The sequence below is a fragment of the Nonomuraea sp. NPDC026600 genome, from assembly GCF_040638335.1.
In the GTDB taxonomy this organism is placed as follows: Bacteria; Actinomycetota; Actinomycetes; order Streptosporangiales; family Streptosporangiaceae; genus Nonomuraea.
Genome location: NZ_JBEZYD010000010.1, coordinates 169043 through 186538, shown reverse-complemented (window position 1 = coordinate 186538; position 17496 = coordinate 169043). Strand labels below are relative to the sequence as shown.

The 17496-nt window shown below is 69.9% G+C and carries 15 protein-coding genes; 9 read left to right on the top strand and 6 right to left on the bottom strand.

All coding sequences use genetic code 11. The features are described from left to right. Window positions 1-53: 53 nt before the first annotated feature. Entirely contained in the window at window positions 54-2342 is a 2289-nt protein-coding gene (locus AB0F17_RS24445; RefSeq protein ID WP_358026641.1) for a hypothetical protein, read from the bottom strand. Between the two features lie 172 nt (window positions 2343-2514). Here AB0F17_RS24445 and AB0F17_RS24440 point away from each other — a divergent pair, with 172 nt between their 5' ends. Genes AB0F17_RS24440 through AB0F17_RS24410 form a run of 7 tightly spaced genes read left to right on the top strand, consistent with a single transcriptional unit; the run spans window position 2515 to window position 10365 of the window. Further along, window positions 2515-3879 (top strand): extracellular solute-binding protein, encoded by a 1365-nt coding sequence (locus AB0F17_RS24440; protein ID WP_358026639.1) that lies wholly within the window; start codon window positions 2515-2517, stop codon window positions 3877-3879. After that, complete coding sequence (locus tag AB0F17_RS24435) at window positions 3876-4742, top strand: sugar ABC transporter permease (RefSeq protein WP_358026636.1); 867 nt, start codon at window positions 3876-3878, stop codon at window positions 4740-4742. The genes AB0F17_RS24440 and AB0F17_RS24435 overlap by 4 nt, the downstream gene beginning before the upstream one ends. A 38-nt stretch (window positions 4743-4780) precedes the next feature. Then, window positions 4781-5593 carry a carbohydrate ABC transporter permease gene (locus AB0F17_RS24430; RefSeq protein WP_358026634.1) on the top strand — a complete coding sequence of 271 codons (813 nt, stop codon included), beginning with the start codon at window positions 4781-4783 and terminating at the stop codon, window positions 5591-5593. Further along, entirely contained in the window at window positions 5590-6438 is an 849-nt protein-coding gene (locus AB0F17_RS24425; protein WP_358026631.1) for an NAD(P)-dependent oxidoreductase, read from the top strand. The genes AB0F17_RS24430 and AB0F17_RS24425 overlap by 4 nt, the downstream gene beginning before the upstream one ends. After that, entirely contained in the window at window positions 6435-7691 is a 1257-nt protein-coding gene (locus tag AB0F17_RS24420) for an enolase C-terminal domain-like protein (RefSeq protein ID WP_358026628.1), read from the top strand. The genes AB0F17_RS24425 and AB0F17_RS24420 overlap by 4 nt, the downstream gene beginning before the upstream one ends. A 25-nt stretch (window positions 7692-7716) precedes the next feature. Then, on the top strand, window positions 7717-8742 hold the full coding sequence (locus AB0F17_RS24415) for a LacI family DNA-binding transcriptional regulator (RefSeq protein ID WP_358026625.1): 1026 nt from the start codon (window positions 7717-7719) through the stop codon (window positions 8740-8742). Window positions 8743-8763: 21 nt separating this feature from the next. Continuing rightward, complete coding sequence (locus AB0F17_RS24410; protein ID WP_358026622.1) at window positions 8764-10365, top strand: FAD-dependent oxidoreductase; 1602 nt, start codon at window positions 8764-8766, stop codon at window positions 10363-10365. A 38-nt stretch (window positions 10366-10403) separates the two neighbouring features. Here the strand turns inward: AB0F17_RS24410 and AB0F17_RS24405 are convergent, their stop codons facing one another. Next, the gene (locus AB0F17_RS24405; RefSeq protein WP_358026619.1) at window positions 10404-12917 is read right to left on the bottom strand and encodes an NACHT domain-containing protein; all 2514 of its coding nucleotides are present in this window, start codon (window positions 12915-12917) and stop codon (window positions 10404-10406) included. A gap of 211 nt (window positions 12918-13128) precedes the next feature. On the opposite strand from AB0F17_RS24405, the gene AB0F17_RS24400 reads away from it, so the two are divergent. Continuing rightward, window positions 13129-13563: a hypothetical protein gene (locus AB0F17_RS24400; protein WP_358026617.1), complete on the top strand. Its 435-nt coding sequence runs from the start codon at window positions 13129-13131 to the stop codon at window positions 13561-13563. Beyond that, window positions 13560-14084: a hypothetical protein gene (locus AB0F17_RS24395; RefSeq protein ID WP_358026614.1), complete on the top strand. Its 525-nt coding sequence runs from the start codon at window positions 13560-13562 to the stop codon at window positions 14082-14084. The genes AB0F17_RS24400 and AB0F17_RS24395 overlap by 4 nt, the downstream gene beginning before the upstream one ends. A 54-nt stretch (window positions 14085-14138) precedes the next feature. Here the strand turns inward: AB0F17_RS24395 and AB0F17_RS24390 are convergent, their stop codons facing one another. The 4 genes from AB0F17_RS24390 to AB0F17_RS24375 all read right to left on the bottom strand — a co-directional run bounded on the left by AB0F17_RS24390 (window position 14139) and on the right by AB0F17_RS24375 (window position 17474). Next, complete coding sequence (locus AB0F17_RS24390; protein WP_358026611.1) at window positions 14139-15473, bottom strand: peroxidase; 1335 nt, start codon at window positions 15471-15473, stop codon at window positions 14139-14141. 74 nt (window positions 15474-15547) lie between these two features. Beyond that, window positions 15548-16564 (bottom strand): hypothetical protein, encoded by a 1017-nt coding sequence (locus AB0F17_RS24385; protein ID WP_358026608.1) that lies wholly within the window; start codon window positions 16562-16564, stop codon window positions 15548-15550. Window positions 16565-16591: 27 nt separating this feature from the next. Beyond that, on the bottom strand, window positions 16592-17125 hold the full coding sequence (locus AB0F17_RS24380) for a hypothetical protein (RefSeq protein WP_358026605.1): 534 nt from the start codon (window positions 17123-17125) through the stop codon (window positions 16592-16594). Window positions 17126-17267: 142 nt separating this feature from the next. Then, window positions 17268-17474, bottom strand: coding sequence for a cold-shock protein (locus tag AB0F17_RS24375; protein WP_214643218.1), 207 nt, complete (start codon window positions 17472-17474; stop codon window positions 17268-17270). Window positions 17475-17496 lie beyond the last annotated feature (22 nt).

The following is a 17496-nucleotide window of genomic DNA, read 5'->3' as shown; positions in this document are numbered from 1 at the left end:
TATAACGGCCTTGACCGTAATTCCTCGGCGGGCCACCTGGCAAGATGGTGGCCTCAGGGCAGTTGGTCAGGCGTCTCCGTCAGGCCGTAGTAGATGCGCGGGGCGCCGTCCAGGTGGACCTTGACCTTGCCGTCGCGGGCGGTGAGCCGCCGTTCCCTGCCGATGCAGTCGAGCTCCCTGACCGAGTTCCCGGCCGCGGCCACCTTCAGCTCCGTCTTGGTCGGCCAGCCGTCCACCCACGGTTCCGGCGCGGCGAACCACGTGGCGCCCGGCGCGTGGTCGGTGTTGAGCAGGTAGCCGTCCTTCCTGCTCCACAGGATGGAGACGGGTCCGTCCGGCGTGCTGAACAGCAGCCCCTTCAGGTCGGGGTCGGCCGGCTTCAGCCAGCGGACGAACGTGGCCCGGTCCAGCACCTGCGCGGCGGTGGCGTAGGCGAGCATGGACGGCTTGGCGCTGGTGTCGCGGTTCATGAGGCCGTAGTGGTACTCGGGGTTGGCCGGGTCGGCCATCTGCGGTTTGCCGAGGACGCTGTCGTGCAGTTGGTACCAGTTCACGCAGCGCACCCCTTCGGCCATGGCCAGTGCCAGGGTGAGCAGGACGTTCTCCGCGGCCTGCCGGTAGGTGTCGTGCCACCAGCTGTTCGGCTTCGTGCAGGCGTAGGCCTCGGTCATCCACAACTCTTTCTGCCCGTACTCCGCGATCGTCTCGCGGGCCTTGCGCAGGCCGCCGAGGAAGTTCCAGTAGGAGCCGTTGCCGCCTTGCGTCCACTCCTCAGGAGGCGGCGCGTAGTCCGGCGTGAAGTTGCCCCTGCCTGGATGGAAGGCGAAGCCGTCGATGAGGTCCCAGCCGCCGGCGTCGTAGAAGTTCTTGGTCCAGACGTGGTCCATGCCGGCCAGACCGGCGTTGAGCACCTTGGTGGGCGCCCCCGCGGCGGTGAGCCGGTCACGTACCGGGCGTAGGCCGTCCCGCACGTAGGCGGCGGCGGTCTCGCCGCTCATCCACGGCTTGTTCACCTCGTTGGCGACCTCGAAGTAGCCGGCACCTGAGCCGATCGCCTTCTGCGTGTTCGTGTCGGCCCAGGCGGCGACCTGGGCGGCGGTTCCGCCCAGGGGGATCCCGGCGAGCTCGATGTTGTGCCGGATCCCCGCCGCGTCGAGGGTGGCGGGCGGCAGGCCCGGCCCGCCGTCGTAGGAGATGCGGACGCGCTGGATGCCCAGGCGTTTCATCAGTCCCACGACGGCGGCGGCGTCGGGCTTGAGCAGCCAGGGGTAGTTGGCGATGCCGAACATGCTGTCGGCCCCTGCCTGATAGGTATGCGGCGGCAGGACGGTGAGGTTGGTGCGGGCGAACGCGCTGTCGGTGCCCGCGGTGGCCTTCACCTCGGTGAACACGATCCCGCGGGGTGGCGAGGTGACGGTGAAGGTCTGTGTCCACGCGGCTCCCGCCGCGACCGTGCCGGTCACGCTGCCCTTGGCCAGCGTCCTGCCGTCGAAGTCGCGCGCCCACCACGACAGCTTCACGCTGCGGGCGGCGCTTCCCCCGTTGGCCACCTCCGCGTGCAGGGCCATGGTTTGGCCGCCGGCGTCCCAGAGGGAGAAGGGCTGGTCGGTCCAGACCTCCACACCGAGGGGCAGGCCCGCGCCCATGGTGCCGCCCGCGGCCGGGCGCATCGAGCCGAGCACCAGGTCGGCCTCCGTCACGGCCGCGCTCGCGGTCCCGGTGCCCGGCGCGTGGATCCAGGTGGCGTTGGTCCAGGCAGGGGTGGTGGTGGCCAGCCGGAAGTAGGCGCGGGTGTCGGCCCAGGTCTCCTGGTAGACGACCCCGGCATTGCTCTCGTACGGCACCCCGCCCCCGGCATCGCGGTTCCATGTCGTCAACGCGGCGAAGGACTCGGGCGCCGAGGGCGCGATGACGGCGCGGCCGAGCATGAAACCGGCCGGGATCAGCGTGGTCGAGCCGCCGACCTCCCAACGGAGCTTCGCGCGGTGCGGCGCGACGTGGAAGACGCCGCGGACGGTGATTCCCCCGGCCGCGGCGGGGAGCGTGTAGTCGACCTGGATGGCCTGCGTGCCGTCCTGGAGCGTGACGAGCGACGGCGTTCCGCCGGTGGTGCGCTGGATGCCGGTGACGGAGTCCTTGGTCATGAACCCGGTGAGCCTGACCCGTTCGACGCCGCCGCCGTCGCGGACGGTGATGCCGCCGTCGGTACCGGCGGTCAGCGTGATGCCGTCAGCGGAGATCGAAGGGGTGTCGGCCTTGGCGGGGGCCGTGGGAAGCAACGCTCCCGCGAGCCCGGCGGCTACGGCTCCGCCGAGGAAGCGGCGTCGGGGGATGTCAGACATGAAGATCTCTTCCCTGTCGACCTAATGCGGATTAGGGAGATGTGTACTCCGGCCGGAACGAGAGTGTCAAGGGTGATTTGTGCGCATCACGTAATCTGGTGGTAACGCCTTGACACCGTCTCCTAATGCGGATTAGATGCCACCTAATCCGCATTAGGCCAGAGGAGTAGCCATGGATGTATCAGCCTCCAGAAGGTGGATGGCGGGGGCGCTCGTGCTCGCCGCCGCGACGGCGGGCTGCTCGTCCGGCTCGTCGGGTGAGGACTCGGGCAAGACCGCCATCACCGTGGCGGGCATGCCGCCCACCACCGCCGCCAAGACCCGTAAGCAGTTCCTCGACGCGGTTGCCGCGTTCGAGAAGGCCAACCCCACCATCAAGATCAAGCCGACCGACACGCAGTGGGACGCCAGGACGTTCGCGACCAGGCTGGCCGGCGGCAACGCGGAGACGGTGCTGACCGTGCCGCTCACCGAGCCGCCCGGGCTCATCGCCCGGCGCCAGGTCGCCGACCTCAGTGCCGAGATCAAGAGCCTGCCGCATGCGGGAGACTTCGACCCGCGCGCGCTGGCCCCGGCGACCGGCGCGGACGGCAAGGTCTACGGCCTGCCCGTCACCGAGTACGCGCTGGGCCTGGTCTACAACCGCGCCCTGTTCACCAAGGCGGGGCTCGACCCGGACCGGCCACCGGCCACGTGGGACGAGGTCAGGGCGGCGGCCAAGAAGATCGCCGGGACGGGTGCGACCGGATACACGCAGATGACGGTCAAGAACACCGGCGGCTGGATCCTGACCGCGATGACCTACTCCTTCGGCGGGCGGATGGAGAAGCAGGAGGGCGACAAGTACGTGTCCTCTCTCCTGGACGGCCCGGCGGAGGCGGCGCTGCGGCACCTGTCCGCGATGCGGTGGCAGGACGACTCCATGGGCGCCAACCAACTGCGCACCCAGCAGGACGCGGAGCGCGACTTCGCGGCCGGCAAGATCGGCATGCTGATCGGCACCGTGAACAGCTACAACCGCTACACCACCCTCTACTCCGGCAAGCCGGACGACTTCGGCATCGCGGCGCTGCCGCAGCAGGGCGCGGGCAAGGCGACGCTGCTGGGCGGCCTGGTGGCGGCCGTCAACGCCAAAGCCACAGCCGCGCAGCGAGCCGCCGCGGTGAAGTGGATCGACTTCTACTACCTCAAGCCCAACTACGACCCGGCGGCCGCCGAGCAACTGGCCGTGGCCAACGCGGCGGACAAGCTGGCCGTCGCCCTGCCCACGCTGCCGTTCTACGGCACGTCGGTGGCGGGCCCGGTGAACGCCGCGATCGCCAAGCACGCCAACATCCCGGTGTCGAACTTCGCTCCCTACGTGAAGGACACCGACAAGCTGGAGTACGTCGTCGAGCCCCCGGTCGCCGCCCAGGACCTGTACGGCGCGCTCGACACCGCCGTGCAGGCCGTGCTGACCCGCAAGGACGCCGACCCGCGCGACGAGCTGACCAAGGCGGCGGCGCGAGTCGCGCCGCTGCTCGAGAAAGCACAGTGACCCGGGGTAAAGGCGTCGCGGCCGCGCTGTTCCTCATCCCGACGGTGCTGGTCTTCGGCCTGTTCTCGTGGTGGCCGATCATCCGTAGCGTGGTGCTCGGCTTCCAGCGGACCAACCTGGTCGAGGCGGCGACGTTCGCGGGCCTGGACAACTTCCGCACCCTGCTCGCCGACCCCCTGCTGGGCATGGCGGTGCGCAACACGCTGCTGTTCACCGGCCTGGCCCTGCTGATCGGCTTCCCGCTGCCGATCTTCCTGGCGGTGCTGATGTCGGAGCTGCGGCGCGGCTCCGGGTTGCTGCGGGTGCTGGTGTACCTGCCGGTGGTGGTGCCGCCGGTGGTGGCCGTGCTGATGTGGAAGTGGTTCTACGACCCGGACTCCGGCCTGTTCAACCAGTTGCTCGGGCTGGCCGGGCTGGGACCGTACCCCTGGTTGCAGTCCACGGGCATGGCGATGCCGAGCCTGGTCCTGGAGGCGACCTGGGCGGGCGCCGGCGGCGCGGTGCTCATCTACCTGGCCGCGCTGTCCGGTGTGCCCACCGAGCTGTACGAGGCGGCCGAGCTGGACGGGGCGTCGGTGTGGCGCAGGTTGTGGCACGTGACGCTGCCGCAACTGCGGCCCATCCTGCTGATCATGCTGCTGCTCCAGGTGATCAGCACCTTCCAGGTGTTCACCGAGCCGTTCGTGCTGACCGACGGCGGGCCGGAGGACTCGACGGTCACGGTGCTGCTGTTGATCTACAGGTACGCCTTCGTCAACGGCGACTACGGCACGGCGGCGGCGTTGAGCGTGAGCCTGGCCGTGGTGCTGGCGGTGCTGTCCGCCGTCTACCTGCGAATGACCAGAACCTGGGGGACGAAGTGAGGGGAGTGATCTCCGACACCGAAAGGCGTGGGCGCGGGATGCGCCTCGGACTGGGCACCACCCAGGTGCTCCTGATCGTGGCCCTGGTCCTGGAGGGCGCCGGGCCGATCTACTGGATCTTCAAGGGCGCGATCTCCTCCACCCAGGAGTCGCTGCGCCGGCCGCTGGCCCTGTGGCCGGCGGACGTGCGATGGTCGAACCTGTCGGAGGCGTGGACGACCCTGGAGGTCGGCCACTACCTGACGAACACTGTCATACTCGTCGGCGGCTCCTGGTTCACGCAGTTGTTCGTCGCGACGACAGGCGCCTACGCGCTGTCGGTCCTGCGGCCCTCCTACGGCAAGTACGTCTACGGCGCGGTCCTGGCGACGTTGTTCCTGCCTGGCACGGTCTCGATGGTCTCGCTGTACCTGACCGTCCTGGATCTGTCCATCGCCAACACCCCGCTGTCGGTGTGGTTGCCCGCTGGCGCGCACGCCTTCAACGTCCTGCTGGTCAAGCAGTTCTTCGACGGTATCCCCAAGGAGCTGTTCGAGGCGGCGCGCCTCGACGGCGCCGGGCCGTGGCGGATCTTCACCCGGCTGGTGCTGCCTATGTCGCGTCCGATCCTGGCCGTGGTATCACTGCTGGCTGTCATGAACGCGTGGAAGGACTTCCTCTGGCCCATGATCGCCCTCACCGACACCGAGAGCCAGCCGCTGGCGGTGGCCCTGCCCCGGCTGGCGGACACCTCGGACCAGGCCCTGCTCATCGCCGGGATGCTGATCGCGATCATCCCGCCCGTCGTGGTGTTCCTGCTGTTCCAGCGGCAGATCATCCGGGGCATCGCCTTCACGGGGCTGAAGGGATGAGGGTCCTGGTCACCGGTGCGGCCGGCCGCCTCGGCTCCGCCGTACTGACAGAACTCGCATCGCGGGACATCGCCGTGACCGCGCTCGTCGCGGAGGATCCCGGCCCGCTGCCGGCGGAGCGGGTCGTCGTGGGCGACGCCCGTGACCCGGCCGCCGTCCGCTCGGCCCTCGAAGGGGCCGACGCCGTCGTGCACACGGCGGCGCTCGCCTCGCCCGAGATGGGGGCGCCCGAGGTGGTGTTCTCGGCCAACACGCTGGCGACGTTCGTCGTGCTGAACGAGGCGGGAGAGCAAGGGGTACGGCGGGCCGTGATCGCCAGCAGCCTGTCGATCACCGGTCTGCCCTTCGCCAGGTCGCGCCCGAGCCCGCCGTACCTGCCGCTGGACGAGCGGGTGCCGTTGCAGATCGAGGATCCGTACGCGCTGTCCAAGCAGGTGGACGAGGCCACGGCGGCGATGATGCACCGGCGGCACGGCATGACCGTCGTCGCGCTGCGCTTTCCCTTCCTCGGCGACCAGGCCAGGCTCGCCGCGCGCGCGGAGCAGCTGGCCAGGGATCCCGTGGCCGGGGCATCGGAGGTGTGGAGCTACCTCGACCTGCGCGACGCCGCGCGTGCCTGCCTGCTCGGGCTGACGGCTCCGCTGTACGGCGCGCCGGTCGTCTTCGTCGCCGCGCCCGAGACGCTCGTGACGACTCCCACCGAGGAGTTGCTCGCGACACACCACCCCGGCGTGCCGTGCCGCACGGCGTTGCCCGGCAGGACGGTGGCCATCGATCTCGAACCGGCCAGGCGGCTGCTCGGGTTCACCGCCTCGCATCCGTTTCCAGAGGAGCGACAATCATGATCATGCCGGAGACGCAGGCGCCGTGGCAGGCCAGGGACGGGCTGCGCATCACCGGTGTGCGCACGATCGTCACCGCCCCGGGCGGGGTCCCGCTCGTCGTCGTGCGGGTCGACACCTCGGAGCCCGGTCTGTACGGCCTGGGCTGCGCCACCTTCACCCAGCGTTTCCACGCCGTGGTCGCCGCGATCGAGCAGCACGTCGCGCCCATGGTCATCGGCCGGCATCCGGCCGATATCGAGGACATCGGCCGGATGCTGCACTACTCCTCGTACTGGCGGGGCGGGCCGGTGCACAACAACGCGCTGTCCGGCATCGACCAGGCGTTGTGGGACATCGCGGGCAAACGTTTCGGCGTGCCGGTGTACGAGCTGCTGGGCGGGCGGGTCAGGGCGGCAGCCGCCGTCTACACCGGGGCTCGCGGTGGCGAGATCGAGGAGTCGATCGAGCGGGCCGCCGCGCTCGCCGAGCAGGGCTACCGCTACGTGCGGCTGCAGGCGGGCGGGCCGGGGCTCGGCACGTACGGCGGCGTCGGCACGCCCGGCGGATATCCGGGCAGCCCCTATCCCGACGGCTGGGACGTCGGCCACTACCTGCGGACCACGCCGAGGTTGTTCGAGCGCGCCCGCGAGGTCCTCGGTGCGGAGCTCGGCCTGCTGCACGACGCGCACAACCGGCTCACGCCGAAGGAGGCAGTGGTGCTCGCGCGGTCGCTGGAGCCGTACCGGCTGTTCTTCCTGGAGGATCCGCTCGCGCCCGAGCACTTCGACCGGCTGCCCGAGGTGCGGGCGGCGGCGCCGATGCCGATCGCCTCCGGCGAGCTGGTCTCCTCGGTGACCGACGCGGCGCGTCTCATCACCTCCGGTGGCGTCGACTACCTGCGCCTGCACGTCTCGGCCGTCGGCGGGCTGACGCCCGTGCGCAAGCTCGCCGCGTTGTGCGAGCTGACCGGGGTGCGGACGGCCTGGCACGGGCCGCCGGACGTGTCGCCGGTGGGCGCCGCGGCCAACGTCACGCTCGACGTCACCAGCCCCGCGTTCGGGATCCAGGAGGCGCACGTCTACCCGGAGACCGTGCACGAGGTGTTCCCGGGAACGCTGCGGACGGTCAACGGCTACATCACCCCCTCCGACCGGCCCGGCTGGGGTATCGACCTCGATGAGGGCGCCGCCAGGCGGTACCAGCCGGAGACGCACCTGCACGAGCGGTGGGCCGCGCGGGTACGCAGGCCGGACGGCGGGATCGAGGCTCCGTGATCGACTATTTCTATGGGGGTATGTCATGAGATCGAGCGGTCGCCCTCGTCAGGCGGACATCGCTCGGCTGGCCGGCGTCTCGCAGCCGACCGTGTCGCTGATCCTCGGTGGCGGCGCCGCCGCCCTGGGCATCGCCGAGGAGACCCAGCGCAAGGTCATGGAGGCCGCCGAGCAACTCGGGTACATGCCCGACCCGATCGCCACCCGCCTGGCGGCCGGGCAGAACAATCTGCTCGGTCTCTACACCTTCACCTCGACCTTCCCCACCGAGATGTCCCACGCCTACTACCCGTTCCTGGTGGGCATCGAGGAGGAGTCGGCGGTGCAGGGCTACGACCTGCTGATGTTCATCGCCTCCAGCGTCACGGGCGAGCGCCCGCACGCCCAGGTGCTCAACCGGGTACGGCTGGCCGACGGCTGCCTGTTCCTGGGCAGGCACCTGCCCGTGCCGGAGATGGATCGCCTGCTGGCCACCGATCTGCCCGTCGTCTACATAGGGCGGCACGACGAATTCGGCGACCGCCTGCCCTACGTCGGCGCCGACTACGTCTCCGCCGGCGCCACCGTGGTGCGGCACCTGGCGGGGCTCGGCCATGAGCGCATCCTGTACGTGCGCGAAGCCGACGAGGCGATCACCTCCGTCGACAGGGAGGCGGGCTTCCGGCGCGGCATGGACGAATGCGGGCTGGCGGCCGAGGTGGTGCGCACCGACGGCACCGACCTGACCCCCGACCGGCTGCGCGCCTGGCGCGAGCAGGGTGTCACCGCGATGGTCACCGAGGCCACCGACACCGACGCCGCCCACCGCGCCCTCCTGGTGGCCGCCGAGCGCGCGGGTCTCCGCTTCCCCGACGACCTCTCCTTGGCCACGTTCGGTGACCCCCGCGACCGCGCGGCGGGTCTCACCGGCTTCGCCGTACCCCGTCGCGAGATGGGGGCCGCGGCTGTCCGGCTGCTCACGAAACTCATCGCGGGAGACCGTACGGTCCTCAGGCACCAGCTCATGGCCTGCGAGCTGGAGCCAGGCGAGACCGCGGCACCTCCCCGCTAGCCCCTTGGAAAGGCACCACCCATGACCGACATCCTCATCGTCGGCGGTGGGCTCGGCGGCGTCGCCGCGGCCCTGGCCGCCTGCCGCGCGGGCCACGACGTCGTCCTCACCGAAGAGACGGACTGGCTCGGTGGCCAGCTCACCGCGCAGGCCGTACCCCCTGACGAGCATCCGTGGATCGAGAGCTACGGAGCCACCGCCACCTATCGTGAGGTGCGCGGCTCCATCCGCGACTACTACCGGCACTGGTACCCCATGACCGGCGGCGCACGGCGCTGGCGCGAGCTGAACCCCGGTGCCGGATATGTCAGCAAGTTGTGCCACGAGCCGCGCGTCTCCCTGGCGATCCTCAAGGCCATGCTGGCCCCCCACCTGGCCGCCGGGCGGCTGCGCGTCCTCCTGGAACACCGCCCCGTCGACGTCGAGGTGGACGGCGACCGCGTCCGGGCCGTCACGCTGCTGGACACCCGCTCCGGCGACTCGCACACCATCGCCGCCGCCTATGTCCTCGACGCGACGGAGACCGGCGAGTTGCTGCCGCTGGCGAAGACGGAGTACGTCACGGGCGCGGAGGCCAGGAGCGAGCACGACGAGCCGCACGCGCCGGAGGAGTACCAGCCGCTGAACATGCAGGGCATCACCTACTGCTTCGCCGTCTCCCACCACGAGGGCGAGAACCACGTCATCGACCGGCCGGTGGACTACGGATTCTGGCGCGACTACCGGCCTGGCTTCTGGCCCGGGCCGCTGCTCGGCTTCAGCGCACCGGACCCGCGCACCCTGGAGCCCGAAGCCCGCTGGTTCGACCCCAACCCGCCCGGTGACCCCCGCGGGGTGCTGGCCGACCAGAGCGCCCAATCAGGGGACAAGGACCTGTGGATGTTCCGCAGGATCCTCGCCCGCGACCTGTTCGAGCCCGGGTTCACCGCTTCCGACATCACCTTGGTCAACTGGCCGCTGAACGACTACTGGCTGCGCCCGATCATCGAGGTGGATGCCGACACGGCCGCGCTGGCGCACCGGGAGGCCAAGCAACTGTCGCTGTCCTTGCTGTACTGGCTCCAGACCGAAGCGCCCCGTCCTGACGGCGGCACCGGTTTCCCCGGGCTCCGGCTCCGCCACGACGTGGTCGGCACCGCCGACGGGCTGGCGAAGTCCGCCTACGTCAGGGAGTCGAGGCGCATCCGCGCGGTCACCACCGTCACCGAGCACCACGTCGCCAGGGCCATCGTCGGTGACCGCGGCACGGTGCGGCACCATGACTCCGTCGGGGTCGGCGCCTATCGCATCGACCTGCACCCGTCGACCGGCGGGGACAACTACATCGACATCGCCAGTGTGCCCTTCGAGATCCCGCTCGGCGCGTTGCTGCCTGTCAGGATGCGCAACCTGCTGCCCGCGGGGAAGAACCTCGGCACCACGCACATCTCCAACGGGTGTTTCCGCCTGCACCCGGTGGAATGGAATGTGGGTGAGGTCGCGGGCCACCTGGCGGCGTACTGCCTGCGCCGGGGGGTGGAACCGCAGGAGGTCAGGGAGCGGGAGGCGTTGCTGGCGGAGTTCACCGGGGAACTGGACAAGATCGGGGTTGAACGCCACTGGCCGGCGCCTGCCGGCTACTGAGCCTTCAGCCCGCAGGTTCCGCAGCTCAGCTCCGGCTCCTATTCCTCCCCTTCGGAGTGGTGAGCGGCGGCCAGATGGTCCTGGAGTTCGGCGTGGCGGAACTGGTAGATCGGGCCGACCGCGCGCAACAGGCCGAGGCGGTGCGCGTCGTCCAGGAACAGCATCAGCTTGCGGGGAAGCCGGCCGGCCAGGGCAAGACGGCTGGTAGCGATCAGGTAGGCCATCCAGGCGTGGTGATGCCCGGCCGCGAGCCCGGCGGTGAGACCGAAGGCGAGCGCGTACACAAGCCCGACCGAGACCCCGAACGCGGGGGTGTCGGTGAGCCCGGCTCCGAGCCCTCCTGCCAGGCCGCCGGTCAGGGCGCCGGTGAAGCCGATCGTGCCGGCGCGCACGAGGTTGAGCGTCCGGTCGGCTCGCCAACTGGTCATTGGCGTGCTGGCCTGCCCTTCCGGGGTCGGGGCCTCCGCCCAGGCGGCGAACCCGGACGCGGTGCCGTAGGCGAGGCCGACCGCGAGCGCGGAGACGGCCCCGGCGACGAGGGTGGAAAGGACGGGACCGACAGTGAGCCACATCATGACCACCATCGCCAGCCCGGCGGCCAGGCCGAGAACCAACCCGCGCACCGGTCTGAACGCGGGTCTGGGTCGGCGGCCGCGCAGGCTCAGGGCGGCGAAGCCCGGCGGCTGCAGCGACCAGGAACGCGTCGCGAAAGCGACCACGAGCCCGGCGGTGAGGCCGAACGCCGACCCATAGGCCAGGCCGTCGGTCAGAACTGTCTCGAGCCCCTCGGTGAGCCCGATCGCGACCGTCGAAGCGATCGCGATCACGAGCGCGATGATCAGGCCGATGGCGAACCTGATCGGGCGCGTTACGGCATGAGCGGAGCGGGCCAGCCGCCACCAGGCCAGGTCGCGGGTCCGGGGAGCGCCGTCAGCGTCGCGGGGGTGAGTGAGGTGGTGGGCAAGGTAGCTGAGCCTGCGCCGTACCTGGTCGGGGTCATGGTGGTGGCGCGGCCGGAACAGGTCGGCCTCATGGACGCTGGGCGGGCGGGTGTCGATCAGCGCTGGGATGAGCCGGTCGAAGAGGTGGGCGCGCAGGGTGGGGAGATCGGGAAAGCGGGCGGCATCGAGCAGCACCGCCGGGGTGGCGTGCGGGGTGATGTAGCCGGCGCGCAGCAGCCACAGCCCGAGCGGAGTGGCGGTGATCTCCGCCAGCGCGCCGATCGGGCCGGTCTCAGGGACGGGGACGGCGCACAGGCCGGTGAAGATCTGCTCCCAAGCCGGTCCTGGCCGGACGGGCAGGCAACGTCGCAGGTATTCGGCGGCCGCGGCGGGGCTCAGGGGGTCGGGCTCGATGACCACCGCCGAGGTGAGCACGTCCCCGGCGCTCTCGACGGCGTTCCGGTATTCGAGGGTACGGCTGGTCATGATGAGCTGGTCGGTCCCGCTGAGGGATCGGTTGAGTGCGGCGATGATGGCGGACTGGGCGGTTGTGGGCAGCTCGTCCAGGCCGTCCAACACTGGCAGGATCTGTCCGCGCATCGCCAGGGCCGCAGGTGCTTCGGAGCTCAGGCTCGTGGTGCGCAGCGCCGGATAGTCTCGCGCCAGCCGCGCCGCCAGCCAATCCTGCAGGAGCGGGAACGTTCCAGTGTCCCAATCGGCCACGGGCAGCAGCACCGGAACCGGCTCATCCCCATGGCTTTGACGGGTCACCAGCAGCTCGCGCAGTAGTTGAACCGCCAGGGTGGTCTTGCCGGTGCCCGGCCCGCCCAGGATCACCAGGCGACGGCGGCGCATCGCGCGGAAGTGCCGGATCATGGTGGCGATGTCGTCGCTGGAGGCGGTCAGTGGCGGCGAGGCCGCGGTGAGGTTCGCCGGATGATCCATCAGCCGGTCGTCACTGGTCAGTCGCCAGCGTACGGGGATGGGATCGGGGTCGTCCAGCGACCGCAGCATCGCCTCCGTGCGCCACTGCTGGCCGACCAGCCCGGCCAGTACCTCCTTGGCGACCACGATCGCATCCGGTGTCACCGGCGCGGGACCGGCCTTGCGCCGGCGGGGTGGCGGCGAGGGGTGTGACCGGGTGTCGTACGACGGCGCCGGCTCGGCTGCCGGGCGTTCGGAGGCCGAGCCCGCCGAGTCGGGTCGCCCCGTGCGGTCGCCGGTTTCCGCCGGTAGCCGCTTGGCCGGCTCGCGGGACAGCCGCCTGCCGCTGCGTATTTCGGCCAGCTGTCCTAGCAACTCCCAATAGGCCGCATCCCAGGCCTGGCGTTCGCCCAGCTCGTCGGGGAGGGTCCGGCCGGATCCCCTGACTATGCGCAGGCAGGTGTCGACGAATACCTCGACATGTTCCTGCTCCGGGCGCACCGGGCGGGTCCTGCTGATCATTCCGGCGATCGTGCTGCGTTTCAACCGCAGCGGTGGCTGCCCGGCGCGGCGGCGCGGGGTTCGGGCACTGGCGACCTCCAGATCGCGGACCGAGACCTCGGTCGCGTCCTTCAACGCCCGGAGCCGTTCGGCGAATCGCAGACGGGGATCCGCATCGTCGCGCACGTGAGCACCTCGCCCCAGTCAAGCCCCCGGATTCCACCAGGTGTCCGGCGGTGCCGGACATGTCTCGCGTCCCGAGCATAGGGCGCCACCTGCGGGTTCAACGGCTCGTTCGGGAAAGTGTCCGTGGCCGTTGCCGGACACGTCGTCGGACGCCGAGCGTCGAGACCGCATCATCCAATCTCATCCAGAAAGGGCATGTCTCGTGCGCCACATGTTCACCACCACGATCATCGCGTCCGCCATCGTCCTGACGCTCCTCGGCACCGACGTCCGGGCTCAGCCGGCACCGGCCTCGTCTCGGGTCAGTGCGGCGAACCAGAGCGGAACCCGGCCGTCCGGGCTGAGGTGCTCGGGAACCACCTGCGCCTACTACTTCAGCCGGGTACGAACCGCTTCGATCAAGACCAGGCTCGAGGGCACGGAATGGACCACCCAGGCCGTGGCTCAGCTGATCTGTGTAGGCGTACCAAACAAGATCATCGCTGCCGCGTGCCTCATGAGCTTCTCCTACCTCTATGACAAAGCCCGGACGCACCTCATCGACGCCTACGACCAGCGCGGATGCCTCGTTCTTCGGGTCAGGTTGAGCTTCCGGAAGGCGATCACGTTCAGCAGTGTCCCGCCGGCAGACGACAACTGCCGATGAAAGGCCCGGCTCCCTGGCTGGTCGCCGGTGGCGGGCTGCAGGCCGTGGCGGGCTTCGTCGCGGTCCTGATCCCCTCGCTGGGCTTTGACAGCCGATCCCCGCTCTGGTGGACGGTGGTCCTGTCTCTCATCCACGTGCCCCAGGCGGCCGGGTTCTTCCTGCTGGCACGATCGGCGTCCGGCGTGGTCGCCAGGATCGGCTTCTGGGTGACCGCCCTGGCGGTCGCCGCGTTCGTCCCGGCCGAGCTGATGGCCTTCGCGTCGACGGTGGTGGCCGGCACGATCTTCGGATTGGCCACGCCGCTGTCCGGACTCGGCTTGGTGGTGGCGGGCGTCGCCACAGTGCGACACGGCGGCCGGCCGGGCGTCGGGAGATTCGCGCCGCTCATCACGGGCCTGTACGTGTTCGTCGTCCTCATGCCCTCCCTCGTGGCGTGGGGGCCGGTCGCCGCCGTGCTCGCCATCGGCGGCTGGGGCGGGTGTTTCGCCCTGCTCGGTTGGGGCGTCCGCCGGTTCAGATGAGCCGCTCCAGGAAGACCATGACGGTCATGCTGGTGATACCGGGCGTCGCCGCGCTCAGTCCGTGAGGTCGCCGAGCCGGCGCAGCGCGGTCAGTCCCGGCATGAAGCAGTATTCGCCGCCGCGCGTGACGACGAACTGCGGCAGCGAGACCAGGCGTCGCCGTACGGGACGCCGGGGGATGGTGAAATCGCCGGAGCCGTCGCGGGAGCCGATGACGGGATCCCGCGCGTCGCCCGCGCCGAAGAAGACGCCGTCGTTCATCCATTCGGACTGGGCGAACTCGAACTGCCGCCCCAGATGCGCCCCGACGAAGGCGAACATCAGCCCGCGGTCGGCCCCGTCGTCTTCCAGGACGCCCTCGGGCAGCAGCGGGCCGTAGGCGGTGCCGCGTCTGATCATCCGGTGCAGCCTCGGCACTCCGGCCACCGCCGCGTCCCGGGGGTTGCCCCGTCGGATATGGCTGCCGCCGGGAGTGGTGAAGCCGGTCGGATCGTCCTGCTCGTACAGGAAGCTGTTGTTGCGGTACGGGTCGGCGCCGAGGACGGGATCGTCGTGCAGCGGGCTGAGCGCCAGGGGCGCGCCGCCGCGCCAGCGGCCCATGATCTTGGCTGCCAGGAGCTCCTCGTCCTCGGGGCTGGTGGCGTTGTCCTTCAGGTAGCGCCGGAACAGGGCGACGCGCTGGTGGAGCTTGCGGAAGACCACGTAGGTGCCGTTGCGGCCGAGCACCTCGGGCTTCGGCGTCTGGACGCCGCCGAGCTCGTCAGGGTAGCCGAGCACGAATTCGCCGGCCTTGAGCGGCACCTCCAGCCTGTTGGATCCGGCGATGCCGCTGCCCTCGACGGCCGGATGGCTGATGCCGTCGCGGTAGCCGAAGGGTTCGGTCTCGGTGGGCAACGCGTGGCAGTTCTGGCGCCAGATGGCCGTCACACCGGGGAGGGCGTCGTAGGCCGGTCGGGCGCGGTCGATGGCGGCCTCCAGGTGCCCACTGTCAGGAGCGAGTGCCACCAGCGCCATGTGGACCTCAGGCGTGCCCAGCGGCGCCTCCCAGTTCTCGGGGGCGCTCTCGCCGACGTCGCCCAGCGCCTTGGCGCGTGCGGCCATGCCCTGCCGGAACTCCCAGGCGAACGTCTCCAGTGACTCGTGCGGCACTCCGAGCGCCTTGAGGCCGTGGTAGGTGAGCGCGACACTGACCCAGGTCTCACCCAGCGGGCTCACCGTGTCGGCGGCCGAGGTCACCACGGCGCTGACGCGTCGCATCAGCTCGCGCCCGCGCCCGCGGTCGTCGATGCGGAACAGGATGTAGGTGGCCGCGTACGGGCTCGGCCGGGGGCTGAGGACCCCGCGCTGGATGTCGTCGAGTTCGAGCCTGACGTGGGTTCGCTCGCTCACCGCGACCTCGCCTCCTTCCCGCTGCTCCGCTTTTCCCGCTGCATCGCTCTTCCGGCTGCTTCGCTCTTCCCGCGCTACTTGGCCGAGACGATGTTGTTCCAGAAGGCGCGCAGGCTTTCGTCGACGCCGAACAGCGAGCTGAAGATCGTGGTGTCGGCCATGATCACGTCACCGGCCCGGTCACCGCTGGGCGGCATCCACAGGAACATGTTGAACTCGGTGTTTCCGGCCTCCGTGAAGGGATGCGGTCTGGACAGGTCGATCGGCTGTCTGCCCAGCACGTGGATGACGTTCGGGTCGTCGGTGGTCACGGCGTAGTGGGGCAGGTGCATGTGGAAGTTGAAGCTGGACACGCCCTCCAACCACCTCTTGGTGTCCAGATCCCGGGCGATGGACAGAGGGGCGCTCTTCTTCCCTTCCGTCACCGCGGGACGCAGGCCGTAGCGGTTCTCGACGGGCACTCCCAGACCGGCGATCAGCGATCGGGTGTACCTGCCGAAGCGTTGCTGGCGGGGCACCAGCGCGTCACCGTGGTGCCGATATTCGATCTCGCGCACCGCCATGTCGTCCGACGCGCCGACGTCATGATGCGGCCCCAGGGCCAGGCAGGTCCCTTCGCGGGTGAGGAAGTCACGCACCGCCTCGATCTCGCCGGGTGTGGCGTCCTGCCCGGTGATCATGTGGTCCAGCCCCCACACGAACATCGTGTCGGTGTCGGCCAGCACCCGCTCGTCCAGAGGGGTGTGGAATCCGGCCTGGTCGACGCGTTGGTACACGGGCACGGGATGTCCGGTGGTCTCCTGGACGAACTGCTGGAAAGGCAACCAGCCCCAGAAGAACAGCTCCAGCCCGCCCGCGATGCCTTGCTGGAACCGCAGCGGATCCGACCATTTCCGGTCCTCGTAGGCCGGCCAGGTCACGCGGCGCACTTCGGTCATCGTGGAGAACCGGTTGTCCAGCTCGGCCAGGTTCCGGCCCGCCTCGGCTGGATAGCTCCATGCGACGTAGATGCTCAACCGCCGCCGGCCGGGCGTGTACGGACGCGGTACGTGGTTCTGGTTGTAGGTGCGCGCCGTTCTGAACTCGCTCATCTCGCCTCCGAGTGGCGCCGGCGGCTCTCACTGCAGTTGGTCGAGCATCTCCGACAGGGCGCTCTTGATCCGCAGAGCCTTTTTGATCTCATCCGCGGTGACGTACGGATACTCGCCGTACTCGATGAAGCTCGGGCAGTGATGCTCGCGGACGAACGTGATGAACGCCTCGGGGTTGGTCTTCCAGTCCTCGGGGAAGCCTTCGAGGTTCTCGAAGGCCGTACTCACGCCCGCCTTGCTGAACAGCGCGATGGCGTCTTCGGTGTACTTGTCGAAGTCGGTGTCGAAGATCCCCTGGTACATGAAGCGCGTGTCGTCGTCGAAGAGGACCCAGCGCAGGTAGTGCAGCTTGAGCGGCGCGAGGAGATACGGATCGCCTTCCAGGGCCTTGGCGAGCGTGTAGCCGTACTCTCGGATGGCATCGGCCCGGCCGGGTTTGACCTTCGCGATGACGGTGAACCCGTGACATGCCGGGGTGCGCGGGTAGACGGGGCCGTACTTCCCCTGCTCCAGCCGGTCGGTCTCCTTCGGGATGACCACCGCCTGCGGCCTGATGTCCATGGCCGTCCCTCTCCATCGTCCTGCTCACGGGGGGAGATTGAAGCGGCCTGACCAGGACAATTGTCGCACGATACGGCGTCCGAACGCAGTCAGGGCCCGCATCCATGCGGATGCGGGCCCCGGCTTAAGGCATGCGCCGTGACTAGGCGGGAACGATGTTCTCCGCCTGCGGGCCCTTCTGGCCCTGGACGACGTCGAAGGCCACCTTCTGGCCCTCGGTCAGCTCACGGTAGCCGCCATTGGCGATGATGTTGGAGTAGTGGGCGAAGACGTCGGCGCCGCCGCCGTCCTGCGCGATGAAGCCGAAGCCCTTTTCCGAGTTGAACCACTTCACGGTTCCGGATGCCATATCGATCTCCTTCTGATGGTTG

Excerpts from the sequence above, each read along its gene's own strand:
- AB0F17_RS24395 (WP_358026614.1), top strand. The coding sequence starts at position 13,560 with ATGAAAGGCCCGGCTCCCTGGCTGGTCGCCGGTGGCGGGCTGCAGGCC.
- AB0F17_RS24425 (WP_358026631.1), top strand. The coding sequence starts at position 5,590 with ATGAGGGTCCTGGTCACCGGTGCGGCCGGCCGCCTCGGCTCCGCCGTA.
- AB0F17_RS24440 (WP_358026639.1), top strand. The coding sequence starts at position 2,515 with ATGGATGTATCAGCCTCCAGAAGGTGGATGGCGGGGGCGCTCGTGCTC.
- AB0F17_RS24385 (WP_358026608.1), bottom strand. The coding sequence starts at position 16,564 with ATGAGCGAGTTCAGAACGGCGCGCACCTACAACCAGAACCACGTACCG.
- AB0F17_RS24380 (WP_358026605.1), bottom strand. The coding sequence starts at position 17,125 with ATGGACATCAGGCCGCAGGCGGTGGTCATCCCGAAGGAGACCGACCGG.
- AB0F17_RS24415 (WP_358026625.1), top strand. The coding sequence starts at position 7,717 with ATGAGATCGAGCGGTCGCCCTCGTCAGGCGGACATCGCTCGGCTGGCC.
- AB0F17_RS24375 (WP_214643218.1), bottom strand. The coding sequence starts at position 17,474 with ATGGCATCCGGAACCGTGAAGTGGTTCAACTCGGAAAAGGGCTTCGGC.
- AB0F17_RS24400 (WP_358026617.1), top strand. The coding sequence starts at position 13,129 with ATGTTCACCACCACGATCATCGCGTCCGCCATCGTCCTGACGCTCCTC.
- AB0F17_RS24430 (WP_358026634.1), top strand. The coding sequence starts at position 4,781 with ATGCGCCTCGGACTGGGCACCACCCAGGTGCTCCTGATCGTGGCCCTG.
- AB0F17_RS24410 (WP_358026622.1), top strand. The coding sequence starts at position 8,764 with ATGACCGACATCCTCATCGTCGGCGGTGGGCTCGGCGGCGTCGCCGCG.
- AB0F17_RS24420 (WP_358026628.1), top strand. The coding sequence starts at position 6,435 with ATGATCATGCCGGAGACGCAGGCGCCGTGGCAGGCCAGGGACGGGCTG.
- AB0F17_RS24445 (WP_358026641.1), bottom strand. The coding sequence starts at position 2,342 with ATGTCTGACATCCCCCGACGCCGCTTCCTCGGCGGAGCCGTAGCCGCC.